Here is a 21,365-nt window from a genome sequence, read left to right as displayed (position 1 = left end):
GGCGCGCGTTCCCCTCCCCCCACGAGGAGACACCCGATGCACACTCCCCACCGCTCGCGGCTGCGGGCGTTCACCGCGACCGCCTGTACCGCCGTCCTGGGCGCCGGACTGCTCGCCGGCGCGGGCACCGCCACCGCGGCGGCCCCGTCCGCACCGCAGGTCAAGGCCGGCTCCAAGGTCGTCGGCTACTTCACGGAATGGGGCACCTACGACCGCAAGTACTACGTCAGGAACGTCGAGACCTCGGGCTCGGCCGCCAGGCTGACCCACATCAACTACGCCTTCGGCAACGTCACCGGCGGCAAGTGCGCCATGGGCGACTCCTACGCGGCCACCGACCGCGCCTACACCGCCGCCGAGTCGGTGGACGGCGCCGCCGACACCTGGGACCAGCCGCTGCGCGGCAACTTCAACCAGTTGCTGAAGCTGAAGAAGAAGCACCCGGGTCTGAAGGTCCTGTGGTCCTTCGGCGGCTGGACCTGGTCCAGCGGCTTCGGCGAGGCCGCGAAGAACCCCGCCGCCTTCGCCCAGTCATGCTACGACCTGGTGAAGAACTCCAAGTGGGCCGGGCTGTTCGACGGCATCGACATCGACTGGGAGTACCCGAACGGCTGCGGCAACACCTGCGACACCAGCGGCCGGGAGGCGTTCAGGAACGTCATGGCGGCGCTGCGGTCGAAGTTCGGCTCCGGTGGCCTGGTCACGGCCGCGATCACGGCGGACGCCTCCGGCGGCGGCAGGATCGACGCGGCGGACTACGCGGGCGCCGCGCAGTACGTGAACTGGTACAACCCGATGACCTACGACTACTTCGGCGCCTGGGACGCCACCGGCCCGACCGCCCCGCACTCCCCGCTGACCTCCTACTCGGGCATCCCGAAGGCGGGCTACAACACCTCCGCGACCATCGCCAAGCTCAAGGGCCTCAGCATCCCGGCGTCCAAGCTGCTGCTTGGCATCGGCTTCTACGGCCGCGGCTGGACCGGGGTCACCCAGGCCGCACCCGGCGGGACGGCCACCGGACCGGCGGCGGGGACCTACGAGCAGGGCATCGACGACTACAAGGTGCTCAAGGCCAAGTGCCCGGCGACCGGCACCGTGGGCGGCACGGCCTACGCCAAGTGCGGCAACAACTGGTGGAGTTACGACACCCCGGCGACCATCGCCACGAAGATGACGTACAAGAACCAGCAGGGCCTCGGCGGCACCTTCTTCTGGGAGCTGAGCGGTGACACCGCGAACGGTGAGCTGATCAAGGCCATCGACTAGCCCCGCCCCAAGGGGACTCGGGAGCGGGGGACCACGAGCCCCCGCTCCCCGGTGCGTCAGGCCTCGCGGCGGGCCGGCTGCGGCGCCGGGTAGGCCGGGTCCAGCTCCTCGACGGCGCGCAGGGCTCCGCCGAGCGTCTTCACGAGCAGCTCGCGCATGGTGTCGCGGGACAGCTCGGGGCGGTCGATCCAGTCCAGGGTCGCGCCCTCCACGCTGCACACCCAGGAGAGCAGGCCCATCCGGGCGAGCGGGGCGATGTCGCTGCGGCCGTAGGCCCCTTCGGCGATGGTGGCGATGATCGCCTCGCGGACGCCGTCCCGGATGGCGTGGACCTCGGCGTCGAAGCCGACGCCCCCGCTGACGATGGTGCGGTAGGCGGCCTGGTGGTGCTCGGCGTAGCGCAGATAGGCGTCGATGGTGCGGTGGACCCGGTCCACCGCGGGTATCTCGAGGCCCTTCGCGGCAAAGGTGACCAGATCGGCGACGGAGTCCTGGACGATCGCCAGGTAATAGCCGCGCTTGGACTGGAAGTAGTAGTAGATCAGCCCCTTGGCGACATGCGCCTGGCGGGCGATGTCGTCCATGGACAGCGCGTCGTAGGACGTGTCGGCGAACAACCTCCGCCCGATGGCGATGAGTTCGGCGCGACGCGCCACCGAGCGCTCGGTACCGCGCATCCGGGGACGGACGGAGGCACGCTGATGCGGCATGTTCAAGTTCGGCCCTGTTCCAGGCGGTCGGCGGGACCTCCGCAGTATGTCAGAACATGCCGCACACGTGAGCGGGCCGACTCGGAGCGGGCCGAGCCCGGCCTCAGAGCGGGCCGAGCCCGGCCTCAGAGCAGGCCGAGCTGGGTCACGAGCATCGCGAGGACCGCGACGAGCACCCAGCCCATGACGTGCTCGAGGATCTCCGGGCCGTCTTCCCGGGGGCCGCCGGTGCGGGCGCGGGGGGTGGTGGCCGGGTGTGCGGTCAGGTCCATGTGGCCACCTTGCCACCCGCGACCGCGTTCGCGGCGATGAGCTTGCTCACACGGTCGTGCTCACGGGTCAGCGCACACCCACCGCCGCGAGCGCCTTGCGCTGGCGCGGGCTCGGATGGGCCGGGAAGTAGAGGTAACAGACTCCCCCGGTGCCGGAGACGACCTTTCCGGAGGCGTTGTACCGCTTGGTGCGCAGCCAGATGTTCTCGAACTCCCGCCGCAGATAGACCCGGCGCACCGCGTCGTCGCCCGGCGAGGCCGGGTCGTTGGCGATCACGTCGCCGTCGGCGGTGAAGCCGATCACCGTCATCAGATGGCCGGAGGTGCCGTAGCCGGCGCCGGTCAGCTCGGTCTTCAGGAACGACTGGGACGTTATGGCCGGGATGCCGGCCGCGATCAGCGTCTCCAGGTCGGTCAGCGAGGCGAGGCGCGTGACCACGCCCTGCAGGCCCTCGAAGGTGGCCGCGTAGGCGGCGTTGAACGGCCAGTTGCCGCAGCCCTGGTACTGGTAGTCGTAGGTGAAGCGGGCAGCGTTGTCCACCTGCGGGTCGGTGTAGGAGGGGTCGACCCAGGACAGCTGCTCGGGGGTGAGCCGGCCGCCCCAGTACTCGATGATCATCTGCGAGGAGGTGGGACTGCACCAGGCCTCGCCGCCGTTGTCGTACTGCGGGTACTGGCCCTTGTGGATCTCCTGCGAGTAGCGCGGTACGGCCAGTTCCTGGGCGAGGCCGGGGGTGGAGGCGGGGACGGTGAAGCGGTCGGGGATGTCGGAGCCCATGGCGCCGAGCCGCCACACGGTCGGCGTCAGGTGCGTCCCCGGCCTGCGGTAGAGGGTGAGCCGCAGCCGGTACGACGTCAGGCGCAGGCCGGTGCTCGCGTCGTCGATGGCGAAGGTGTCGGTCCAGACGGCGCTCCTGCCGTCGGCCTGGCCGTCCACCGAGGTCCGCTTGATGTCCTGGTCACCGGCCGCCCAGCGGCCCATCACGTACCACGGGGTCTCGGTGCCGTCGGTGTACGTGCCCCGCAGCTCCACCTGGAGCCAGGTGCCCGCGGGGGTGTGGGCGTTCCAGGAGGAGACGACCTCGGTGGCGGGGACGGTGAGCCGGTGGACCGGGGAAGTCCAGGTGGCGTACTCCCAGGTGGCGGTCGTCCCGGTGTGCGGGTCGGTGTAGTCGGTGCGGCCGGCGGGGGCGCCGATCAGGACGCCGGGGCGGGCACCCGCGACGGCCCGGACTCCCTGGGCGGCGCCGAGCCGCCACTGGCTGTACGTGGTCCAGGCGTGGTAGTCGATCGGGCGGGCCGGCGCCTGGCCGGGGTCGTCGGCGTCGGTGCCGGGTTGCTGCGCGGCGGCGGCAGCGGGGACCGTTCCGCCGGCCACCGCCACGGCGACGGCTGCGGTGAGGACGGTTCTGCGGGACGGCTGTCGGGCTCTGCTCATGGGCGCGATTACCCCCAGGTGTCCGGTGATCCGGTGCGGTTCGTGCGCCAACTATGGAGCAGCCGGCAGGGCCCTGCCAGCACTTCGACGCATGCCGCGCCACCAATATTGGTCTGGTCCACTGGAAGGGGGAATGGGGCGGGTGCCCGCGGCGAGCGGGGGGGGTGACGGAGGTGGGCGGGGAGCTGCGCGACCGGCCGGCAGCCGCGCAGCTCCCCCTCACCACCCGAGCTCCACGCCCCTCGGAAAGGCGTTCGGCGTCAGACGAGGTCCATCGCGGCGACCTCGTCGGGACGGCCATAGCTGATCGGACCCTGGAAGCGGCGGCGGGCCGTGGCGAACCACCACACCGTCGCGACGACCAGGACGACGGCGAGCGCGATCGGCGCGTAGTTGAAGGTGTCGACGGTGATCGGCGAGGCCTGCGGCAGCATGAACAGGACGCTGCTGAGCACGATCCAGATCACCGCGAGCCACCCGACCGGCCGCCCCCAGCGGCCGAGGTGCCAGGGCCCGGGCTGGAACTCCGCACCGAGCCGCAGCCGCAGGAAGATCGGCACGGCGTAGGCGAGGAAGAGACCGACCACGTTGACGCTGACGATCGCGGTGAAGGCGGTGTGCGACCACCAGCCGGGCACCACCAGGGCCAGCGAGCAGGCCACCGCGAGCCACACCGCCTTCACGGGCGTACGGGTGCGCGGCGAGACCGAGTGCCACCAGCGGGAACCGGGCATGGCGCCGTCGCGGGAGAACGCGAAGATCTGCCGGGTGTTGCTGGTGAGGTTGGCGAGGCCGCAGAAGAGCATGGCCCCGATGACGATGAGGAGCATGACCTTGGCGGCGCCGAGGCCCAGGCCGTCGATGAGGATCTGGACGGGCGGGCCCACCGGCGAACCGGCCTCCTTGGCGTAGTCGCCGATGCTGTAGACCAGTGCCAGCATCAGGATCAGCCCGGTGATCGCCGAATAGCCGATGGCGCGGGTGATCCCCTTGGGCGCGTTCACCGTGGCGTGGACCGTTTCCTCGGACATGTGGAAGCTGCCGTCGAACCCGGTGAACGTCCAGCTCGTGACCAGCAGGCCGAGCATGCCACCGTAAAGTCCGCTCGTGAAGCCGGTGTTGTTCGCGAAATGCGTCACGAAGGACGCCGGCTGATGATGATCCGGCATCACTATGAGTGCGCCGACGATCACCACGAGTCCGATCAGCAGCCACCACACGGAAATGCGGTTCAGTACGGCGACGAGCTGCACGGTGTAGGTGTTGGCCAGGCCCTGCACGACGATGATCAGGGCCGTGATCAGCACCGTCTGGTGCGCGGTCGGCTGGTAGGAGGGCCACTGCAGCTGCACGAAGGCCTGGATGAAGGTGGCGGCCGCGTAGCCGGTGGCCGCGGTGCCGCCGATCTGGCCCACGAAGTTCAGCCAGCCGGTGAACCAGGACCAGGCGCCCTTGTGGCGCTTTGCAAGTTTACCGGCGGAGAAATACAGGGCGCCGCTCGTCGGATAGGCCGAGGCGACTTCTGCCATGGCGGCGCCAATGAGCAGCACCATGACACAGACCCCGATCCAGCCGAACACGAGAATGCGGGGCCCGCCCGCGTTCATACCGAATCCGAAGGACGAGAAAATCCCCGAGAGGATATTGATGATCGTGAAGGAGATCGCGAAATTGTCGAACGCCTGGAAACGCCGGGTGAGTTTCCGCGGATAGCCCATCGCGTGCAGGGTCGCGTCGTCGTCGAGCACGACCGCGTCCTTACCCGCGCGGGCCTTCGCCCGGGACATCGATGTCCGTTCCGACACAGTTCGGCCTTTCTCTGAGTGGATCCGGGGGTGAATCCGAGTGAAGGGGCGGAGCATGTGCAGGTCAGTCGGGCCGCGGTACGGGCAGTCCGCAGGCGCGCCGGGCCCGGGAGAGCTGTTCGGCGGGGTCGCCGAAGGCGCTCCAGGGCATGCGTGAGGCGTACGGGCCCATCGCCGCGAACACCGCCCTGGCCTCGAACTCGCACTGGGCCATGACCAGCGCGTGCGCGAGGTAGGCCAGGTCGAGCACCGGGGTGAAGCGGTAACGGCCCACCGTCGGCAGCCAGTTCTGGTAGATCGCCAGCGCGGTGGAGCGCCACTGCGGCTGTTCCCAGACGCGGTCGGCGAGCAGCTGGGTGGGGTTGTAGCTCTCCACCAGGGCCACCAGGGGCAGCAGCCGGAGGGCGGAGTCGGCGGGCGCCCGCTGGCTGAGGAAGGCGGCCACGTCCCAGGCCGCGTTGACCGAGCCGCCGTACCGCGTGAAGAAGCAGGACAGGAAGCGATGGTGACCCTCGCGGTGCCACGGGTCGAGCGACAGCACGTGCGTGAACAGCCGCCAGGGGCCGGGCGGGGCGGTGAGCAGGCCCCGCGGGGCCGGATCGCGCAGCCGGTGCAGCCGGGCCATGGCCAGCTTGGCGACCCAGGGCGTGGGGTCCCCGGGGTCCATGGCGGCGGCGCGGTCACAGGCGGTCAGCGCGATCCGCTCCAGGGCCTCGGCGCGCTCGTCGCGGGCGTCGGCGGCCCGCAGCGCGCGCTGCACGGCGACCCGGGCCCACATCAGCGCCGCCTCGGGCGTCGGCTCCTCGGCGAGCCAGCGCTCGACCAGATCAGTGCCGGCCGCCTCGGAGGCGAGGACCAGCGAGCGATGGGCACGCAGGGCGAAGTCGGTACGCGTCTCGGCGAGGGCCTCGTACGCGTATCGATAACGTCCGGCGCGCACATCGACGCATACGCTCGCCAGGACACGGTCGTCGGCCGCCGGATGCCACACATAGTGCCCTTCGAATAACTCCGCGGCCATGTCCCCCTGCCAGTACCCGTACGGCGCACAGTGGTTGCGCTGGAGGGCACCTTACTCAGCGGCGGGCGCACCCGGAACGCCTAATTCGACATATCGGTCAGGGGATTCGCGAATGTTTATCCCGGCCTTTGACTGGCTGCCAGCCGATGGTTCAAACCGCGACCATCACTACTACACTGTTTCCGGAAAACCGCCCACACGTACCCACCCCGGGGGAACCACCATTCGCGACCTCGCCGCCCGGCTGCGCGGGCTTCCCCCCTCCCTCGGTCCGGTCCGGCTGATCGGGGTCGACGGGCACGCCGGCTCGGGAAAGTCCACCTTCACCGGGCACTTGGCCGCCGCGCTCGGCGGGGCCCCGGTGCTGCACCTCGACGACATCGCCAGCCATGAGCAGCTCTTCGAGTGGACCGACCGACTGATGGCCCAGGTGATCCACCCGCTCGCGCGTGGCGGGAGCGCGGCCTACACGCCCTACGACTGGCGCGCCCGCCGCTTCGGCACACCGCGCCCGCTGGCGGCCGCGCCCGTGGTCCTCGTCGAGGGGGTCGGGGCCGGCCGACGGGCGCTGCGGCCGTATCTGGCGCTGCTGCTGTGGATGGAGCTGCCCCGGGAGGAGTCCTGGACCCGCGGCCGGCTGCGGGACGGGGCGGAACAGCGGGAGTTCTGGGAGGGCTGGGTCCGGGCGGAGCAAGCGCACTTCGCCGTGGACCCCTCGCGCCCCCATGCCGATCTTCTGGTGCAGCAGACGCCGAAGGGGTACGAGGTACTGCCGGGACCTAGGTCAACCGCTGGACCGGACCAAAGCGTGACCCAGAGTGACGGTTCGTCGGCGTTGTGGTGAAGTCGTGAAGACCCTTGCGGGGGAACTTCTCCGAGTGCCTCAACTCCGCTTGACCGGGGGGCCGTACAGGTCTTACGTTCTCAATGAGCGGTCCTGGGTGACCGCCCCCACACGCGAAGCCCCCGGTTGTTCCCCCGTGACCGGGGGCTTCGTTCTGCCCGCGAGCCCTTTTCCGGGCGCCCCGCGCACCGATCCGCTCACCCACGGTCACCAATGGCGGGTGCGCCCCGTCTGCTCCCACCTCGCCGAACGGCCGGTGCGGCACCCTTCGGCCCACGGTCGTCGCGCGGGTACGATGCCCTCGGTGCGACCTTCGAGGCTGCCTCGCGCACCGGTAACTCCGGTCCGCGGCCCGGCGGTTCGACCGCGGCGGCCGTCGGGTGACTGCCCGGTGGTGAACCACGGGGGCATGGTCTGTGGGGGGACGGGATGGACTTCGGCACGCAGGGCCCCGAGGCCCCGGCCGACCTGGCCTGGCTGCGCGGGGTGGACGCCTACACCATGGGCGCCTACCCGCAGGCCGAGGAGGAGTTCCGCGCCGCGGTGCGGATGGACCCGGGCATGGCCGACGGCTGGCTCGGGCTGCACGCGCTCCGGGTCGACACGACGACCTCGCTGCTCAGGATGTTCCGGCACCGGGACCGCTTCGGCGAACAGCGCGCCCGGCACCGCAGGACGCTCAACTCCTGGTACTGGCTGGGCTGGTGGGTGCAGCCGGTACTGGAGAGCCCGCGCGATCTGCTGCTGGCGCACGCCTCGCACTGGCTGGACGGCCGGCACGTGCCCGAGCTGGACCGGGCCCTCGCCGGGCTGCCCCCGGTCGACACCGACCCGCAGGTCCGCTTCCTGCACGCCTGCCGCTCCTACCTGGTCAAGGACTGGGAGCAGCTGGTACGGCACACCGACCCGCTGCTGGACGATCCCATGCTCGGCATCGAGGCGGGCCTGTTCGGCGGCATGGCCAGAGTCCGGCTGGAGATGTACGGCCAGGCCGAACCGCTGCTGTCTGCGGCGCTGATGCGCTGCCGCAGCGAGCAGCCGCAGCGCAAGGAGCTGCGCTACTGGCTGGCCCGGGCGCACGAGGGCACGGGACGCTCGGCGGCGGCGCTCCCCCTGTACCGGGCGGTCCACCGCGTCGACCCGGCCTTCATGGACACCTCGGCACGGCTCGCGGCGATCGCCGAGGGGGACGGGTACGACGACACCGCCGACCTGGCCTCGATCACCCTGACCGGTGCCGGGCAGGACAGCGTGGACGGGCCCGACGGCTTCGATCCGCTCTTCGGCACCGAGGGCCGCGACCTGCGGCTGCCGGAGCCGGACCTGCCGACGGGGCCCCTGCCGTCGGTGACCGATCCGGCGGTACGGGTGAAGACCGGCGTCTCCTCCCCCCTTCCGGCCGGTCCGACCGATCCCGCCCTGCTCGAGGAGGCGCTCGCCGAGCTCGAGCGCATGGTGGGGCTGGAGCCGGTGAAACGGCAGGTCAAGGCGTTGTCCGCGCAGCTGAACATGGCCCGGCTGCGGGCCGGTCAGGGGCTGCCGGTGCAGCCGCCGAAACGGCACTTCGTCTTCTCGGGGCCGTCGGGGACGGGGAAGACCACGGTGGCCCGGATCCTGGGGCGGGTGTTCTACGCCCTCGGGCTGCTCGGCGGTGACCACCTGGTGGAGGCGCAGCGGGCCGATCTGGTCGGCGAGTACCTCGGGCAGACGGCCGTGAAGGCCAACGAGCTGATCGACTCCGCGATCGGCGGCGTGCTGTTCGTGGACGAGGCGTACTCGCTGTCCAACTCGGGATACGGCAAGGGGGACGCCTACGGCGACGAGGCCCTGCAGGTGCTGCTGAAGCGGGCCGAGGACAACCGGGACCACCTGGTGGTGATCCTCGCCGGCTACCCCGAGGGCATGGACCGCCTGCTGGCCGCGAACCCCGGGCTGTCCTCCCGCTTCACGACCCGCGTCGACTTCCCCTCCTACCGGCCGCAGGAACTCACCGAGATCGGCAAGGTGCTGGCCGCGGAGAACGGGGACGTGTGGGACGAGGAGGCGCTGGAGGAACTGCGCTCGATCGCCGGGCACGTGGTCGAACAGGGGTGGATCGACGAGTTGGGCAACGGCCGGTTCCTGCGCACCCTGTACGAGAAGAGCTGCGCGTACCGGGATCTCCGGCTGTCGGCGTACGCGGGAACGCTGTCCCGGGAGGACCTGGCGACGCTGCGGTTGCCGGACCTGATGCAGGCGTACGGGGAGGTGCTGTCGGGGCGGGGGCCACAGGATCCGCCGGGGGTGTGAAGCCGCCCCAAAGGGGCGCGGGGCTGTGTCTGACCTGCGGCTCCGCTCGCGCGGGCGCGACCAGCCGACCACTGGCCGCAACCGCGCGGCTCCCCGCCTCCACCCGAGCGCTCAGGCGAGCGCTCCTTCCGGCTCCCCGCTCACCCTCGGCTCCGCCAGCTTCACGTCGGCCTTCACCGCGGGCAGCTCCCGGTGGGCCGGATCCCGGACCTCGCCCACCAGCAGCTCCAGCACGTCCTCCAGGGCCACCAGACCCAGCACCTTGCCGGAGGCGTCCGCGACCTGGGCCAGATGCGTCGCCGCCCGCCGCATGACCGTCAGCGCGTCGTCGAGGGGCAGCTCGGCCCGCAGGGTGGTCATGGGGCGCCAGACGTGCTGCGGGACGGCGCGGTCGGAGTGCTCCAGGTCCAGGACGTCCTTGACGTGGACATAGCCCATGAAGGGGCCCTTGTCCGTCGCCGAGACCGGGAAGCGGGAGTAACCCGTGCGGGCCGTCAGCTCGACGATCTCGCCCGGCGTGACCGACGGGGCCACCGTGACCAGGGACTCCCGGCGCAACAGGACGTCGGTCACCGGGCGGGAGCCCAGTTCCAGCGCGTCCTCCAGGCGTTCCCGCTCCTCGGGGTCGAGCAGCCCCGCCTGTCCGGAGTCCTCCAGCAGGCGGTTGAGCTGCTCGCTGGTGACGACGGCCTCGACCTCGTCCTTGGGCTCGACCCGGAAGAGCCGGAGGATCCCCTGGGCGCAGGCGCCGAGGGTCACGGTGATCGGCTTGCACAGGCGGGCGAAGTAGACCAGTCCGGGGCTCAGCCACAGCGCCGCCTTCTCGGGGGCCGCCATCGCCAGGTTCTTCGGCACCATCTCGCCGATGACCAGGTGGAAGAAGACCACCGCGGCGAGGGCGATGACGTAGCCCAGCGGGTGGACCATGCCGTCGGGCAGGCGGACCGCCGCGAACACCGGCTCCAGCAGATGCGCCACCGTCGGCTCGGCCACCGCGCCCAGCGTCAGCGAGCAGAGCGTGATGCCGAACTGGGCCGCGGCCATCATCTGGGGCAGGCGCTGCAGGCCGTAGAGGACCTGGCGGGCCCGCGCCGTGCCCAGCGGTTCGATCTGGCTGCGGCGCACGGAGACGAGCGCGAACTCGGCGCCGACGAAGAAGCCGTTGGCGAGCACGAGCAGCGCTGCGAAGACCAGTTGGAGGACGCTCATCGGGCGGCCTCCATCACGTTCACCGCGGGGGCCGTCCTGACCAGGCGGACCCGTTCGGCGCGGTAGTGGCCGACCTGGCGGACCGAGAGCCGCCAGCCGGGCAGTTCGGCCCGGTCGCCGGGGGCCGGGATACGGCCGAGCAGGTCGGCGACGAGTCCGGCGACCGTCTCGTACGGCCCCTCGGGCACGTCGAGGCCTATGCGCTGGAGGATGTCGACGCGGCAGCTGCCGTCGGCGTCCCAGGCGGGCCGGCCGTCCTCCGGCGGGGCGGGGGCCAGCTCGGGGATGTCCTTGGCGTCGTGCTCGTCGCGGACCTCGCCGACGAGTTCCTCGACGATGTCCTCCAGGGTGACCACGCCCGCCGTGCCGCCGTACTCGTCGACGACGACCGCGATGGGCTGCTCGGAGCGGAGCCGGGTGAGCAGCGGCTGGACCGGCAGGGTCTCGGGGACCAGCAGCGCCTTGCGGGCGATGCGGCTCACCGGGGTGCGCAGCCGGTCGTGCACGGGGACGGCGAGGGCGTCCTTCAGATGGGCCATGCCGACGATCTCGTCGATCTTCTCCCGGTAGACGGGGAAGCGGGACAGGCCGGTGGCCCGGGTGAGGTTGACGACGTCCTCGGCGGTGGCGGTGTCCTGCAGGGCGCTGACCTTCACGCGGGGGGTCATGACGTGCTGTGCGGTCAGCTCGCCCAGGGACAGGGTGCGCACGAACAGGTCGGCCGTGTCCTGTTCCAGGGCTCCGGCCTGCGCGGAGTGCCGGGCCAGGGAGACGAGTTCGCCGGGGGTGCGGGCGGAGGCCAGCTCCTCGGCGGGTTCGACACCGAGGGCCCGCACCAGCCGGTTGGCGACGGTGTTGAGCGCGGCGATCACCGGGCGGAACAGGCGGGAGAAGCGGGCCTGCGGGCCGGCCACGAACCGGGCCACCGGCAGCGGCTTGGACACCGCCCAGTTCTTCGGCACGAGCTCGCCGATCACCATCTGGATCGCGGAGGCCAGCAGCATGCCGACCACCACGGCGACACCGGAGACGGCGCCGCCCGGTATGCCGAGGGCGGCGAACGGGCCGTGCAGCAGCCGGGCCAGGGCCGGTTCGGCGAGCATGCCGACGACCAGGGAGGTGATGGTGATGCCGAGCTGGGTGCCGGAGAGCTGGAAGGACAGCTCCTTCAGCGACTCGGCGACCCTGCGGGCCCGCCGGTCGCCCTCGGCGGCCGCCTTCTCGGCGTCCGTCGCCTCGACGGTCACCAGTCCGAACTCGGCCGCCACGAAGAAGCCGTTGGCGAGGATCAGCAGGAAAGCCGCTCCGAGGAGCAGCAGGGAGATGGTCACGCTGCCACCGCCTTCCCGGTATGTCGGGTCGGGGCGGCGCAGGTACTACAGGACGATCCGTCCATCGCTGGAGGGAGTCACTCCTCGGGTAGCAGGAACCCCTGTGCACCGGGTGGTGCTCCAGGGGCGGGGCCGCAGCGAAACGGCCTCCGTCACCAGATTAATCAAGACACGGGCCACTCGGGCAGGGTGGACGCCCCCGAGTCAGCCCTGATCTTGCCCCGAGTCAGCCCCGGCCGTCCGCCGGGTGGGCGGTGGCTCGGGCTTCGACGAGGGTCCGCAGGGCCTGCGCGTCGGCGATGGCGCGCTGCCTGGCGAGGCCCGGCTGGATGCCGAGCGCGGGCAGGCTGGTGCCGTCGCTGAGGTTGAGGAACACCCAGGGGTCCCCCGGACGGAGGTTCACCTGGACGATCTCCGCCCATTCCAGGCGCCGCTTGCCGGCGATGTTGACCACGGTGACGCCGGCCTCGTCGGCGACGACCCTCACCCGGGCCAGCTGGGCCAGCACCCAGAAGATCAGCGCCCCGGTGACGACGAAGCTCGCCCGCTCCCCCGGGCCGAGCTGCTCCAGCAGCATCCCGATCCCGGAGATGGTCAGGAAAATCACAACCCCGGCGGTGAGCAGGATCGCCCGGGTATGGCCGGGCCGGAAGGTGACGGGAAGGGAGGGGGTGGCGGGCGTGTCGGACATCTCGCGCGGGCCCCTTACAGGCGGCAGGCGTGGATGGCCGTGGTGAGGATGGCGCGGGCGCCGATAGCGTAGAGGTCGTCCATGATCCGCTGCGCCTCCTTGGCGGGGACCATGGCGCGGACCGCGACCCAGCCCTCGTTGTGCAGCGGGGAGACGGTCGGGGACTCCAGGCCGGGGGTGAGCGCGACGGCCTTCTCCAGCTGCTCGACGCGGCAGTCGTAGTCCATCATCACGTACGTCCGCGCGACCAGGACGCCCTGCAGGCGGCGCAGGAACTGCTGGACCTTCGGTTCCTCGCCGTCGGTGCCGGTGCGGCGGATGACGACGGCCTCGGACTTCATGATCGGCTCGCCGAAGACCTCCAGGCCGGCGTTGCGCAGGCTGGTGCCGGTCTCCACGACGTCGGCGATGACCTCGGCGACGCCGAGCTCGATCGCGGTCTCCACCGCGCCGTCGAGGTGCACGACGGCGGCGTCGACGCCGGCGTCCGTGAGGTGGCCTGCGACGATGCCCTCGTAGGAGGTGGCGACCGTCTTGCCCTTGAGGTCCTCGACGCCGTTCGCGGTGCCGGGCTTGGCGGCGAAGCGGAAGGTGGAGCGGGCGAAGCCGAGCGGCAGGATCTCCTCGGCGTCGGCGCCCGAGTCGATCAGCAGGTCGCGGCCGGTGACGCCCAGGTCGAGGCGGCCGGAGGCGACGTAGATCGCGATGTCTCGGGGGCGGAGGTAGAAGAACTCGACCTCGTTCTCCGGGTCGACGATCCGCAGCTCCTTGGACTCGCGGCGCTGCTGGTAGCCGGCCTCATGCAGCATCTCCGCCGCAGGGCCGGACAGTGAACCCTTGTTGGGGACGGCGATGCGCAGCATGAGGTCGGCTTCCTTTGCGTGAAGGGGTGTTCTGTTACGACTCTGACGGCGGGCGTGCTTACAGGTGGGCGTAGACGTCGTCCAGGGAGATCCCGCGGGCGACCATCATCACCTGGACGTGGTACAGCAGCTGGGAGATCTCCTCGGCGGCCGCGTCCTTGCCCTCGTACTCGGCGGCCATCCAGACCTCGGCGGCCTCTTCGACGACCTTCTTGCCGATGGCATGGACGCCCTTGCCGACCAGCTCTGCGGTGCGGGAGGTGGCGGGATCGCCGTGGGCGGCCTTCTGCTGGAGCTCGGTGAAGAGCTCCTCGAACGTCTTCTTGGACATGGTGGTCCTTACCCTACGCGCTCCGGCCGGTGCCTCAGTGCCAGGGTTCGGATACTGAGCGGAGCGTCGCCGCGGTCGCGACCGCCGCGGTCACCGCCTCGTGGCCCTTGTCCTCGTTCGAGCCCTCCAGGCCGGCCCGGTCCAGGGCCTGCTCCTCGGTGTCGCAGGTGAGCACGCCGAAGCCGACGGGCACCCCGGTCTCGATGCTGACCTGGGTGAGGCCCTGGGTGACGCCCTGGCACACGTAGTCGAAGTGGGGGGTGCCGCCGCGGATGACGACGCCGAGGGCGACCACGGCGTCGTACCCGCGCCCGGCCAGCACCTTGGCGGCCACCGGGAGTTCGAAACTGCCCGGGACCCGGATCAGGGTCGGCTCGTCGATCCCCAGTTCGTGCAGGGCGCGCAGGGCGCCGTTCACCAGACCGTCCATCACCTTCTCGTGCCACTGCGCCGCGATGACGGCGACCCTGAGGTCGCTCGCGTTGCGTACGGACAACGCCGGTGCACCCTTGCCGCTCACGTGTCTCCTAAGTGCCTTGCTGTCGTGCTTCAGTGCCGTCTGTCGTGCTTACTGGCTGGCCGCCACGGCCGGGGTGTCCAGCCAGGGCAGGTCGTGTCCCATGCGGTCGCGCTTGGTGCGCAGGTAGTGCAGGTTGTGCTCGCCGGCCTGGACCGGCATCGGCTCCCGGCCGGTGACCTTCAGGCCGTGCCGCAGCAGCGCGTCGGTCTTGTCGGGGTTGTTGGTCAGCAGCCGGACGCTGCGCACGCCCAGGTCGGCGAGGATCCGGGCGCCGGCGCCGTAGTCGCGGGCGTCGGCGGGCAGGCCGAGTTCCAGGTTGGCGTCGAGCGTGTCCCGGCCGCGCTCCTGGAGCTCGTACGCCCGGAGCTTGGACAGCAGGCCGATGCCGCGTCCCTCGTGGCCGCGCAGGTAGACCACGACTCCCCGGCCCTCGTCCTGGATGCGCTTCAGTGCCGTGTCCAGCTGGGGGCCGCAGTCGCAGCGCAGGGAGCCGAAGACGTCCCCGGTGAGGCATTCGGAGTGGACCCGGACCAGGACGTCCTCGCCGTCGCCGAGCTCTCCGTGGACGAGGGCGACGTGTTCGACGCCGTCGACGGTGGAGCGGTAGCCGTAGGCGGTGAAGGTGCCGTGCCGGGTGGGCAGGCGGGTCTCGGCCTCGCGGCGGACGGTTGGCTCGCTGCTGCGACGGTAGGCGATCAGGTCCTCGATGGAGATGATCGTCAGGCCGTGCTTGCGGGCGAAGGGGATCAGCTCGGGCAGGCGGAGCATGCGGCCGTCCTCGCCGGCGATCTCCACGATGGCGCCGGCCGGGCGGAGCCCCGCGAGCCGGGCGAGGTCGACGGCGGCCTCGGTGTGGCCGTTGCGGACGAGGACGCCGCCGGGCTTGGCGCGCAGCGGGAAGATGTGCCCGGGGCGGACGAAGTCCGTGGGCTCCGCCGTGCCGCTCGCGAGCAGCTGGAGCGTCGTCGCGCGGTCGGCGGCCGAGATGCCGGTGCTCACGCCGTGGGCGGCGGATGCGTCCACGGAGATGGTGAACGCGGTCTTCATCGACTCGGTGTTCTCCTGGACCATCTGCGGCAGCCGCAGCCGGTCCAGTTCCTCACCCTCCATGGGGGCGCAGATCAGTCCCCGGCACTCGCTCATCATGAACGCGACGATCTCGGGGGTGGCCATCTCGGCGGCGATGACGAGATCGCCCTCGTTCTCCCGGTCCTCGTCGTCCACGACGACGACCGGGCGGCCGGCCGCTATGTCGGCGATGGCCCGCTCGACGGGGTCGAGGCCGAAGTTCTCGGGGGCGTCCGTGTCGTACAGGGGCAGTGCCGAGGTCATGCCGGGGCTCCTTCCAGGACGGGCTGCGGGTTCCGGCGGGAGCGCAGCCACCAGTCGCGCATGCCCCACAGGACGAGTGCGCCGTAGATGACGTAGACGAAACCGGAGAAGGCGTAGCCGTTGGCGAAGTTGAGGGGTACGCCGACGAGGTCGACCAGCAGCCAGGCGATCCAGAACTCGACCATGCCCTTGGCCTGGGCGTACATGGCGACGATGGTGCCGACGAAGATGTAGGCGTCGGGCCAGGGGTCCCAGGACAGCGACGGGTAGGCCGTGAAGAGCAGGGCCACCGCGACCGTGCCCGCGGCGGCCGCGCCGAGCATCGCCGCGCGCTCACGCCAACTGGCGAACCGGGGGGCGATGTGGCCGTCCTCGGCCCGGCCCTGGCTGCGCCGCCACTGCCACCAGCCGTACAGCGCGACGGCCATGACGACGGCCTGCTTGCCGGCGCTGCCGGTGAGGTGGCCGTAGAAGGCGGCGAACAGGACGAGGCCGGAGAGGAACTGCACGGGCCAGGTCCACAGGGAGCGGCGCCAGCCGAGGGCCAGGGTGATCAGGCCGAGGATGTTGCCGGTCATGTCCGACCAGATGATGCGCTGGCCGAAGAGGGTGAAGGCCTCGGAGTTCAGCCAGTTCACTTGCCGGCCCCCTGGGCGCGGTCGCCGAGCAGGCGCTCGACGTACTTGGCGACGACGTCGACCTCGAGGTTGACCGGGTCGCCGGGCTGCTTGTGGCCGAGCGTGGTCAGGTCGAGGGTGGTCGGGATGAGGCTGACGGTGAAGTGGTCGGGGCCGGCGTCCACGACCGTGAGGCTGATGCCGTCGACGGTGATGGAGCCCTTCTCGACGACGTAGCGGGAGAGGTCCGCGGGGAGCGAGATCTTGACGATCTCCCAGTTCTCGGAGGGCTTGCGCTCCAGCACCTCGCCGGTGCCGTCGACATGGCCCTGCACGATGTGCCCGCCGAGACGCGCGCCCACGGCCATCGGGCGTTCGAGGTTGACGCGGGAGCCGACGGTGAGGGCGCCGAGGCTGGAACGCTTCAGGGTCTCCGCCATCACATCGGCGGTGAACTCGTCGCCCTCGTGCTCCACGACGGTGAGACAGACCCCGTTCACGGCGATGGAGTCGCCGTGCCGCGCGCCCTCGGTCACGACGGGGCCGCGGAGCCGGAAGCGGGAGGCGTCGTCGAGGTTCTCGACGGCGGTGACCTCACCCAGCTCTTCGACGATTCCGGTGAACACTTCCCGGGTCCTCCTGCCTCTTCGGGCACGGACTCCGGGGCCTGTCGATGACGACAGAATGTACGGGTGAGCACGCCGGGGCGACGCCGAAAGAGGGCCGTCCGCGTACGGACAAGCCCCAGATACGGCGACGCGCACAGGGATGTGCCCGCCCGCCGCGCACTGCCTCCCATCCGGACTTTAACCGTCGGTCCAGGAATTTCACCTGGTCAACCGGCCGCTGGAAGCGACCGGGTCGCGGACTGTAACCGCCGGTTCGGACTTTCACCGACCCCGGAGTGCGCTGCTTCTGGTACAGGCCCAGTGTGCCACGCCGGACGGCGCTCCAGACAGGCGGAGGGTGTGGGTTCCCTCACAGCACGTGCCGCCGGCCTTGCACGGCGCAGCCGGAACCGCACAACTGCTGGACACCTGGTACGGATTGACCGTTGGCCCGGACCATTGACCGTACTGGTCTAGTCCTTTTATCGTGCGGGCGGGTCCGGTGGCGGTGACGACGGCCCTTGCCCGCCGCCGGGCCGCCAGGACGCCGTGCCGGGACGCCGTGCCGGGACGCCGGGGCGACCTGGGCGTCGGGGCTCCATGATCAGGACGTCGCCGGGCTCTGGCAGGCTGAGGCGCATGACGCCATCGCCGCCCTCCGACGAGTTCGAGTCCCACCGGCCCCGCCTGTTCGGCCTGGCCTACCGTCTGCTCGGCTCAGCCCACGAGGCGGAGGACGCGGTGCAGGACGCGTATCTGCGGTTCAGCGGCGTCGACCGGGCGGCGATCGAGCACCCGGGGGCCTGGCTCGCCAAGGCCGTCACCAACCTCTGCCTCACCAGGCTGACCTCGGCCCGGGCGCGGCGCGAGGAGTACCCCGGGACCTGGCTGCCGGAGCCGGTGGCCACCTCCGACGGGACGCTCGGCCCCCTGGAGTCGGCGGAGCGGCGCGAGCAGGTCTCCATGGCACTGCTGGTCCTGCTGGAGCGGCTGACGCCGACCGAGCGCGCGGTGTACGTGCTGCGCGAGGCGTTCGGTTACGCCCACCGGGAGATCGCGGAGGTCCTGGAGCTGAGCGAGGCCAACTGCCGCCAGCTGTACCGGCGGGCGGTGGCCCGGGTCGCCGTGCCGGAGGGCCTCTTCGAGCCGGCGCCCGAGCGGCAGGAGGAACTGCTCATGTCCTTCCTCACGGCGGCCCGCGAGGGTGACCTGGCCGCTCTGGAGAAGATGCTGGCGGCGGACGTCACCTACTGGGGCGACGGCGGCGGCAAGGTGTCCGCGGCCAGGCGTCCGGTCGAGGGGCGCGAGAAGGTCGTGCGCTTCCTGGTGGGCGGGGCCGGGCGGTTCACGGGCGGCCTGGACATCGTGGTGGCGGAGGTCAACGGCGCGAGCGCGCTGGTCGCGTGGGCGGGCGACGTACTCGCCGGGGTGGCGTCCTTCGAGCTGCGGGACGGGCTGATCGCTCATGTGCGTACCGTGATGAACCCGGACAAGCTGGCCTACATGCGGCGGCAGCTGACGCGGTCGTAGCAGAGCCGGCCGGGGCTTGTCACATTCTCCGGGGCTGCGTGGTCTCAGCTGGCGAAGGTGCTCCGAGCGGGGGCACCCGGAGTCCGAAGGGACGGGAACAGCATGCCCAGGATCCTGGTGACCGGCGGGACCGGCACGCTCGGCCGGTGCGTGACGGAGCGGCTGCGGACGGAGGGGCACGAGGTGCGGGTGCTCAGCCGGCACACGCAGCCGTACACCGTCGATCTGCGCGTGGGCGGGAGCGGTCTCGACGCCGCGCTCGCCGGCGTGGACACCGTGGTGCACTGCGCGACCACGCAGCGGGGCGGCGACGAGACCTCCGGCGACCATCTGATCGCGGCGGCACGGCGGGCCGGGGTGGGCCATATGGTCTACATCTCCATCGTCGGCGTCGACCGGGTGCCGCTCGGCTACTACAGGACCAAGCTGGCCGTGGAGCGGCGGATCGAGGAGTCGGGGCTCGGCTGGACCGTCCTGCGCACGACCCAGTTCCACGACCTGCTGGTCACGATCCTCGGCGGACTGGCCAAGCCGCCCGTCATGCTGGTCCCGGCCGGGGTCCAGGACCAGCCGGTGGAGGTGACCGAGGTCGCGGACCGCCTGGTGGAGCTGGCGCTCGCCGCGCCGGCCGGGCGGGTGGCGGACATGGGCGGCCCCGAAGTACGGACCCTGGACTCGCTGGCCCGCGCCTATCTCCGGGCGACCGGGCGGCGCCGGGCGGTGGCACGGCTGCCGCTGTTCGGCCGGACCTACCGCGCCTGCCGCGAGGGCGGGCTGCTGGCGCCGGAACAGGCGGTGGGCAAGACGACGTTCGAGGAGTACCTGGGGCGCCGCTTCGGCGGCTGACAGGGCGGCGGCGAGGGGGACGGGGCGGACGCGCGGGCGTCGGCGCTGGACGAACTCGCCCAGGGCCTGCGGCCGCTGCCCGAGGGGTTCACCTGGTTCGCCGGTCTGGACGCCGAGGAGCAGTCCGCCGTGCTGCGGGATCTGCACCCCGTGCTGCGGGATCCGCACCCCTTCTGCGTCCAGGCCCGCGCCACCCGCGACGACGCCCTGGCGGCCGTCCGCCGCGCGAGGCTCCGGCGGCCCACACCCCGTCGGTCCTCGTCGCGGGTGACCCGATCGGCATCCGGTTGGACAGGGCGGCCGCCCTCACCCCGGACCGCGAGCGCATCAAGGCGTTCCGCCTGCCGGTCCAAGTCCTTCGACCGGCGGACGGGCGCGGCCGGGAGCGGTGCTGCGCCACCGGCTGCAGCCATCGCTGGGGCCGCTTGCCGGGCGGACACCGGCCGGGACACCGGCCGGCTGAGCGTCGGGGGGCGGGACGGGCGCGTTCCCTCCGGCGGTCCCCACGACGACCGCTCTCTTTCCTGACGCTCCGTCAGTTCCGGTCCTGGGGTGCGAACAGCTCCTCCTGGGCGCGGTCACGGGCGGTCAGCAGGGCGCCGCGCAGGACCGCCGCGCCGCCGAGGGTGCTCGCCCGTACCTCTGTGAGCAGGGGTGACATACGGCGCAGCCGCTCCTCCACGAGCCCGGCGAGCACCGCGCCGCCCGCCTGCCCGGCCTCCCCGCCGAGCACCACGCACCCGGGGTCGAGCACGGCCACCACGGACGCGGCGCCGATGGCGATCCGGTCGGCCAGGGCGTGGAGAAACCGCTCGGCGGGCCCTTCGGCCCCCGGACGAGCCGCGCCGGAGTCGCCCCCCTGACCCGTCACCTCCGCCACGGCCTCCCGGATCACCACCGCCGCGCCCGGTCCGTCCATCGTCGCCGGTACCGGCAGGCCGTGCTCCGCCGCCAGGGCGCCGATCGCCGCCGCGCCGGCCAGGGAGTGGAAGCCGCCGTCGCAGTCGCTCGACGAGGGGAGGGAGGCGGTGCCCGGCACCGGGAGGAAGCCGATCTCTCCCGTGCCGCCCGAGGCGCCGCGGCGGAGCGTGCCGTCGAGGACGACCGCCGCGCCGACGCCGTGCCCCAGCCAGAGCAGGACGAACGTGTCCCGGTCCCGCGCCGCGCCCTCGCGCTGCTCGGCCAGGGCGGCGAGGTTGGTCTCGTTCTCCACGGTGACGCGGGCTCCGGGCATCCGCTCCTGCAGGGCCGCGGCCAGGCTGCGGTGCCAGGCGGGCAGCCCGCCGGAGTCGCGCAGGTCGCCCGTGGCGGGGTCGACGAGGCCCGGCGCGCCGATACCGACGGTGTGCAGCCGGTCCGCCCCGGCCTCCTTCGCGGTCCGCTCCACCGCCGCCACCGCCTGCTCCACGGCCGGGCCGGTCCCGGTGTCGCCGCCGATCGGCACGGACGCCTCGGCCAGCACCTCTCCGACCAGGTCGGAGACGAGGACGAAGACACCGCCGGTGCGGACGTCGAGCGCGGCCAGGTGGGCGCGGTCGGCGACGATGCCGTAGAGCCGGGCGTTGGGACCCCGGCGCTGTTCGCCGGACTCGCCGACCACGGTGATCAGCCCGGCGGCGGTGAGCCGTTCCACGAGGTCGGCGACCGTCGGCCGGGACAGCCCCGTCAGCTGCTTCAACTGCCCGGCCGTGAGCGGCCCTTCGTGCTGCAGCAGGCGCAGGGCCAGGCGGTCGTTGATGGCCCGGGCGGTGCTGGGTGATGCGGGCATGACGGGCATCCTTCCAGATCGGCGCACCTGGGGGCGCCGACGGCGGCCGTAAAACCGTCTATCTATCAGGC

General features: G+C 71.8%; 20 protein-coding genes, 1 pseudogene and 1 riboswitch. Of the genes and pseudogenes, 6 read left to right on the top strand and 15 right to left on the bottom strand.

Annotated features, from left to right (window positions below):
- The first annotated feature begins 36 nt into the window (after positions 1-36).
- Positions 37-1,269, top strand: a complete 1,233-nt coding sequence (locus FB563_RS28055) for a glycoside hydrolase family 18 protein (RefSeq protein ID WP_055706976.1) — start codon at positions 37-39, stop codon at positions 1,267-1,269.
- Positions 1,270-1,325: 56 nt separating this feature from the next.
- On the opposite strand, the gene FB563_RS28050 is transcribed toward FB563_RS28055, so the two are convergent.
- The 5 genes from FB563_RS28050 to FB563_RS28030 all read right to left on the bottom strand — a co-directional run bounded on the left by FB563_RS28050 (position 1,326) and on the right by FB563_RS28030 (position 6,515).
- The gene (locus tag FB563_RS28050; RefSeq protein WP_055706977.1) at positions 1,326-1,979 is read right to left on the bottom strand and encodes a TetR/AcrR family transcriptional regulator; all 654 of its coding nucleotides are present in this window, start codon (positions 1,977-1,979) and stop codon (positions 1,326-1,328) included.
- A gap of 125 nt (positions 1,980-2,104) precedes the next feature.
- Positions 2,105-2,251 carry an SCO1431 family membrane protein gene (locus tag FB563_RS28045; protein WP_107100660.1) on the bottom strand — a complete coding sequence of 49 codons (147 nt, stop codon included), beginning with the start codon at positions 2,249-2,251 and terminating at the stop codon, positions 2,105-2,107.
- A gap of 67 nt (positions 2,252-2,318) precedes the next feature.
- A complete protein-coding gene (locus FB563_RS28040; RefSeq protein ID WP_142218956.1) occupies positions 2,319-3,689 on the bottom strand; it encodes a peptidase C39 family protein in 1,371 nt (456 codons plus the stop codon).
- A gap of 260 nt (positions 3,690-3,949) precedes the next feature.
- Positions 3,950-5,494: an amino acid permease gene (locus FB563_RS28035; RefSeq protein ID WP_142218955.1), complete on the bottom strand. Its 1,545-nt coding sequence runs from the start codon at positions 5,492-5,494 to the stop codon at positions 3,950-3,952.
- Positions 5,495-5,558: 64 nt separating this feature from the next.
- Positions 5,559-6,515 carry a hypothetical protein gene (locus tag FB563_RS28030; protein WP_199832967.1) on the bottom strand — a complete coding sequence of 319 codons (957 nt, stop codon included), beginning with the start codon at positions 6,513-6,515 and terminating at the stop codon, positions 5,559-5,561.
- A gap of 223 nt (positions 6,516-6,738) precedes the next feature.
- On the opposite strand from FB563_RS28030, the gene FB563_RS28025 reads away from it, so the two are divergent.
- Both FB563_RS28025 and FB563_RS28020 read left to right on the top strand, forming a co-directional pair.
- A complete protein-coding gene (locus FB563_RS28025; RefSeq protein WP_055709021.1) occupies positions 6,739-7,359 on the top strand; it encodes a uridine kinase family protein in 621 nt (206 codons plus the stop codon).
- A 429-nt stretch (positions 7,360-7,788) separates the two neighbouring features.
- Positions 7,789-9,648, top strand: a complete 1,860-nt coding sequence (locus FB563_RS28020; protein WP_055709007.1) for an AAA family ATPase — start codon at positions 7,789-7,791, stop codon at positions 9,646-9,648.
- Between the two features lie 111 nt (positions 9,649-9,759).
- Here FB563_RS28020 and FB563_RS28015 read toward each other — a convergent pair whose 3' ends face one another.
- From FB563_RS28015 to FB563_RS27975, 9 genes are all read right to left on the bottom strand, one after another.
- A complete protein-coding gene (locus FB563_RS28015; RefSeq protein WP_055709008.1) occupies positions 9,760-10,857 on the bottom strand; it encodes a hemolysin family protein in 1,098 nt (365 codons plus the stop codon).
- Positions 10,854-12,188, bottom strand: a complete 1,335-nt coding sequence (locus FB563_RS28010) for a hemolysin family protein (protein ID WP_055709009.1) — start codon at positions 12,186-12,188, stop codon at positions 10,854-10,856. Before FB563_RS28010 ends, FB563_RS28015 begins: the two co-directional genes overlap by 4 nt.
- A gap of 226 nt (positions 12,189-12,414) precedes the next feature.
- Positions 12,415-12,879, bottom strand: a complete 465-nt coding sequence (locus FB563_RS28005; protein WP_055709010.1) for a PH domain-containing protein — start codon at positions 12,877-12,879, stop codon at positions 12,415-12,417.
- Positions 12,880-12,893: 14 nt separating this feature from the next.
- Positions 12,894-13,742, bottom strand: a complete 849-nt coding sequence (gene hisG, locus FB563_RS28000) for an ATP phosphoribosyltransferase (protein WP_055709011.1) — start codon at positions 13,740-13,742, stop codon at positions 12,894-12,896.
- A 58-nt stretch (positions 13,743-13,800) separates the two neighbouring features.
- Complete coding sequence (locus FB563_RS27995) at positions 13,801-14,073, bottom strand: phosphoribosyl-ATP diphosphatase (RefSeq protein ID WP_055709012.1); 273 nt, start codon at positions 14,071-14,073, stop codon at positions 13,801-13,803.
- Positions 14,074-14,107: 34 nt separating this feature from the next.
- Positions 14,108-14,593, bottom strand: a complete 486-nt coding sequence (gene ribH / locus FB563_RS27990; RefSeq protein ID WP_055709013.1) for a 6,7-dimethyl-8-ribityllumazine synthase — start codon at positions 14,591-14,593, stop codon at positions 14,108-14,110.
- Between the two features lie 48 nt (positions 14,594-14,641).
- Entirely contained in the window at positions 14,642-15,925 is a 1,284-nt protein-coding gene (locus tag FB563_RS27985) for a bifunctional 3,4-dihydroxy-2-butanone-4-phosphate synthase/GTP cyclohydrolase II (protein ID WP_055709014.1), read from the bottom strand.
- Positions 15,922-16,563, bottom strand: a complete 642-nt coding sequence (locus FB563_RS27980) for a nicotinamide mononucleotide transporter family protein (RefSeq protein WP_055709015.1) — start codon at positions 16,561-16,563, stop codon at positions 15,922-15,924. The genes FB563_RS27985 and FB563_RS27980 overlap by 4 nt, the downstream gene beginning before the upstream one ends.
- Positions 16,560-17,168 carry a riboflavin synthase gene (locus tag FB563_RS27975; protein ID WP_055709016.1) on the bottom strand — a complete coding sequence of 203 codons (609 nt, stop codon included), beginning with the start codon at positions 17,166-17,168 and terminating at the stop codon, positions 16,560-16,562. The genes FB563_RS27980 and FB563_RS27975 overlap by 4 nt, the downstream gene beginning before the upstream one ends.
- A 155-nt stretch (positions 17,169-17,323) precedes the next feature.
- A riboswitch (FMN riboswitch) is annotated at positions 17,324-17,454 on the bottom strand.
- A gap of 335 nt (positions 17,455-17,789) precedes the next feature.
- On the opposite strand from FB563_RS27975, the gene FB563_RS27970 reads away from it, so the two are divergent.
- The 3 genes and pseudogenes from FB563_RS27970 to FB563_RS45240 all read left to right on the top strand — a co-directional run.
- Entirely contained in the window at positions 17,790-18,680 is an 891-nt protein-coding gene (locus FB563_RS27970; RefSeq protein WP_055709017.1) for an RNA polymerase sigma-70 factor, read from the top strand.
- A gap of 102 nt (positions 18,681-18,782) precedes the next feature.
- Positions 18,783-19,526 (top strand): SDR family oxidoreductase, encoded by a 744-nt coding sequence (locus tag FB563_RS27965; RefSeq protein ID WP_055709018.1) that lies wholly within the window; start codon positions 18,783-18,785, stop codon positions 19,524-19,526.
- A gap of 45 nt (positions 19,527-19,571) precedes the next feature.
- Positions 19,572-19,933: pseudogene (locus FB563_RS45240) on the top strand (DUF5958 family protein); the annotation flags it as partial.
- Positions 19,934-20,061: 128 nt separating this feature from the next.
- On the opposite strand, the gene FB563_RS27960 reads toward FB563_RS45240, so the two are convergent.
- Positions 20,062-21,294: an ROK family transcriptional regulator gene (locus FB563_RS27960; RefSeq protein ID WP_142218954.1), complete on the bottom strand. Its 1,233-nt coding sequence runs from the start codon at positions 21,292-21,294 to the stop codon at positions 20,062-20,064.
- Positions 21,295-21,365 lie beyond the last annotated feature (71 nt).

Source organism: Streptomyces puniciscabiei (genome assembly GCF_006715785.1).
Classification (GTDB): Bacteria; Actinomycetota; Actinomycetes; order Streptomycetales; family Streptomycetaceae; genus Streptomyces; species Streptomyces puniciscabiei.
This window is presented reverse-complemented; position numbering and strand designations above follow the sequence as displayed.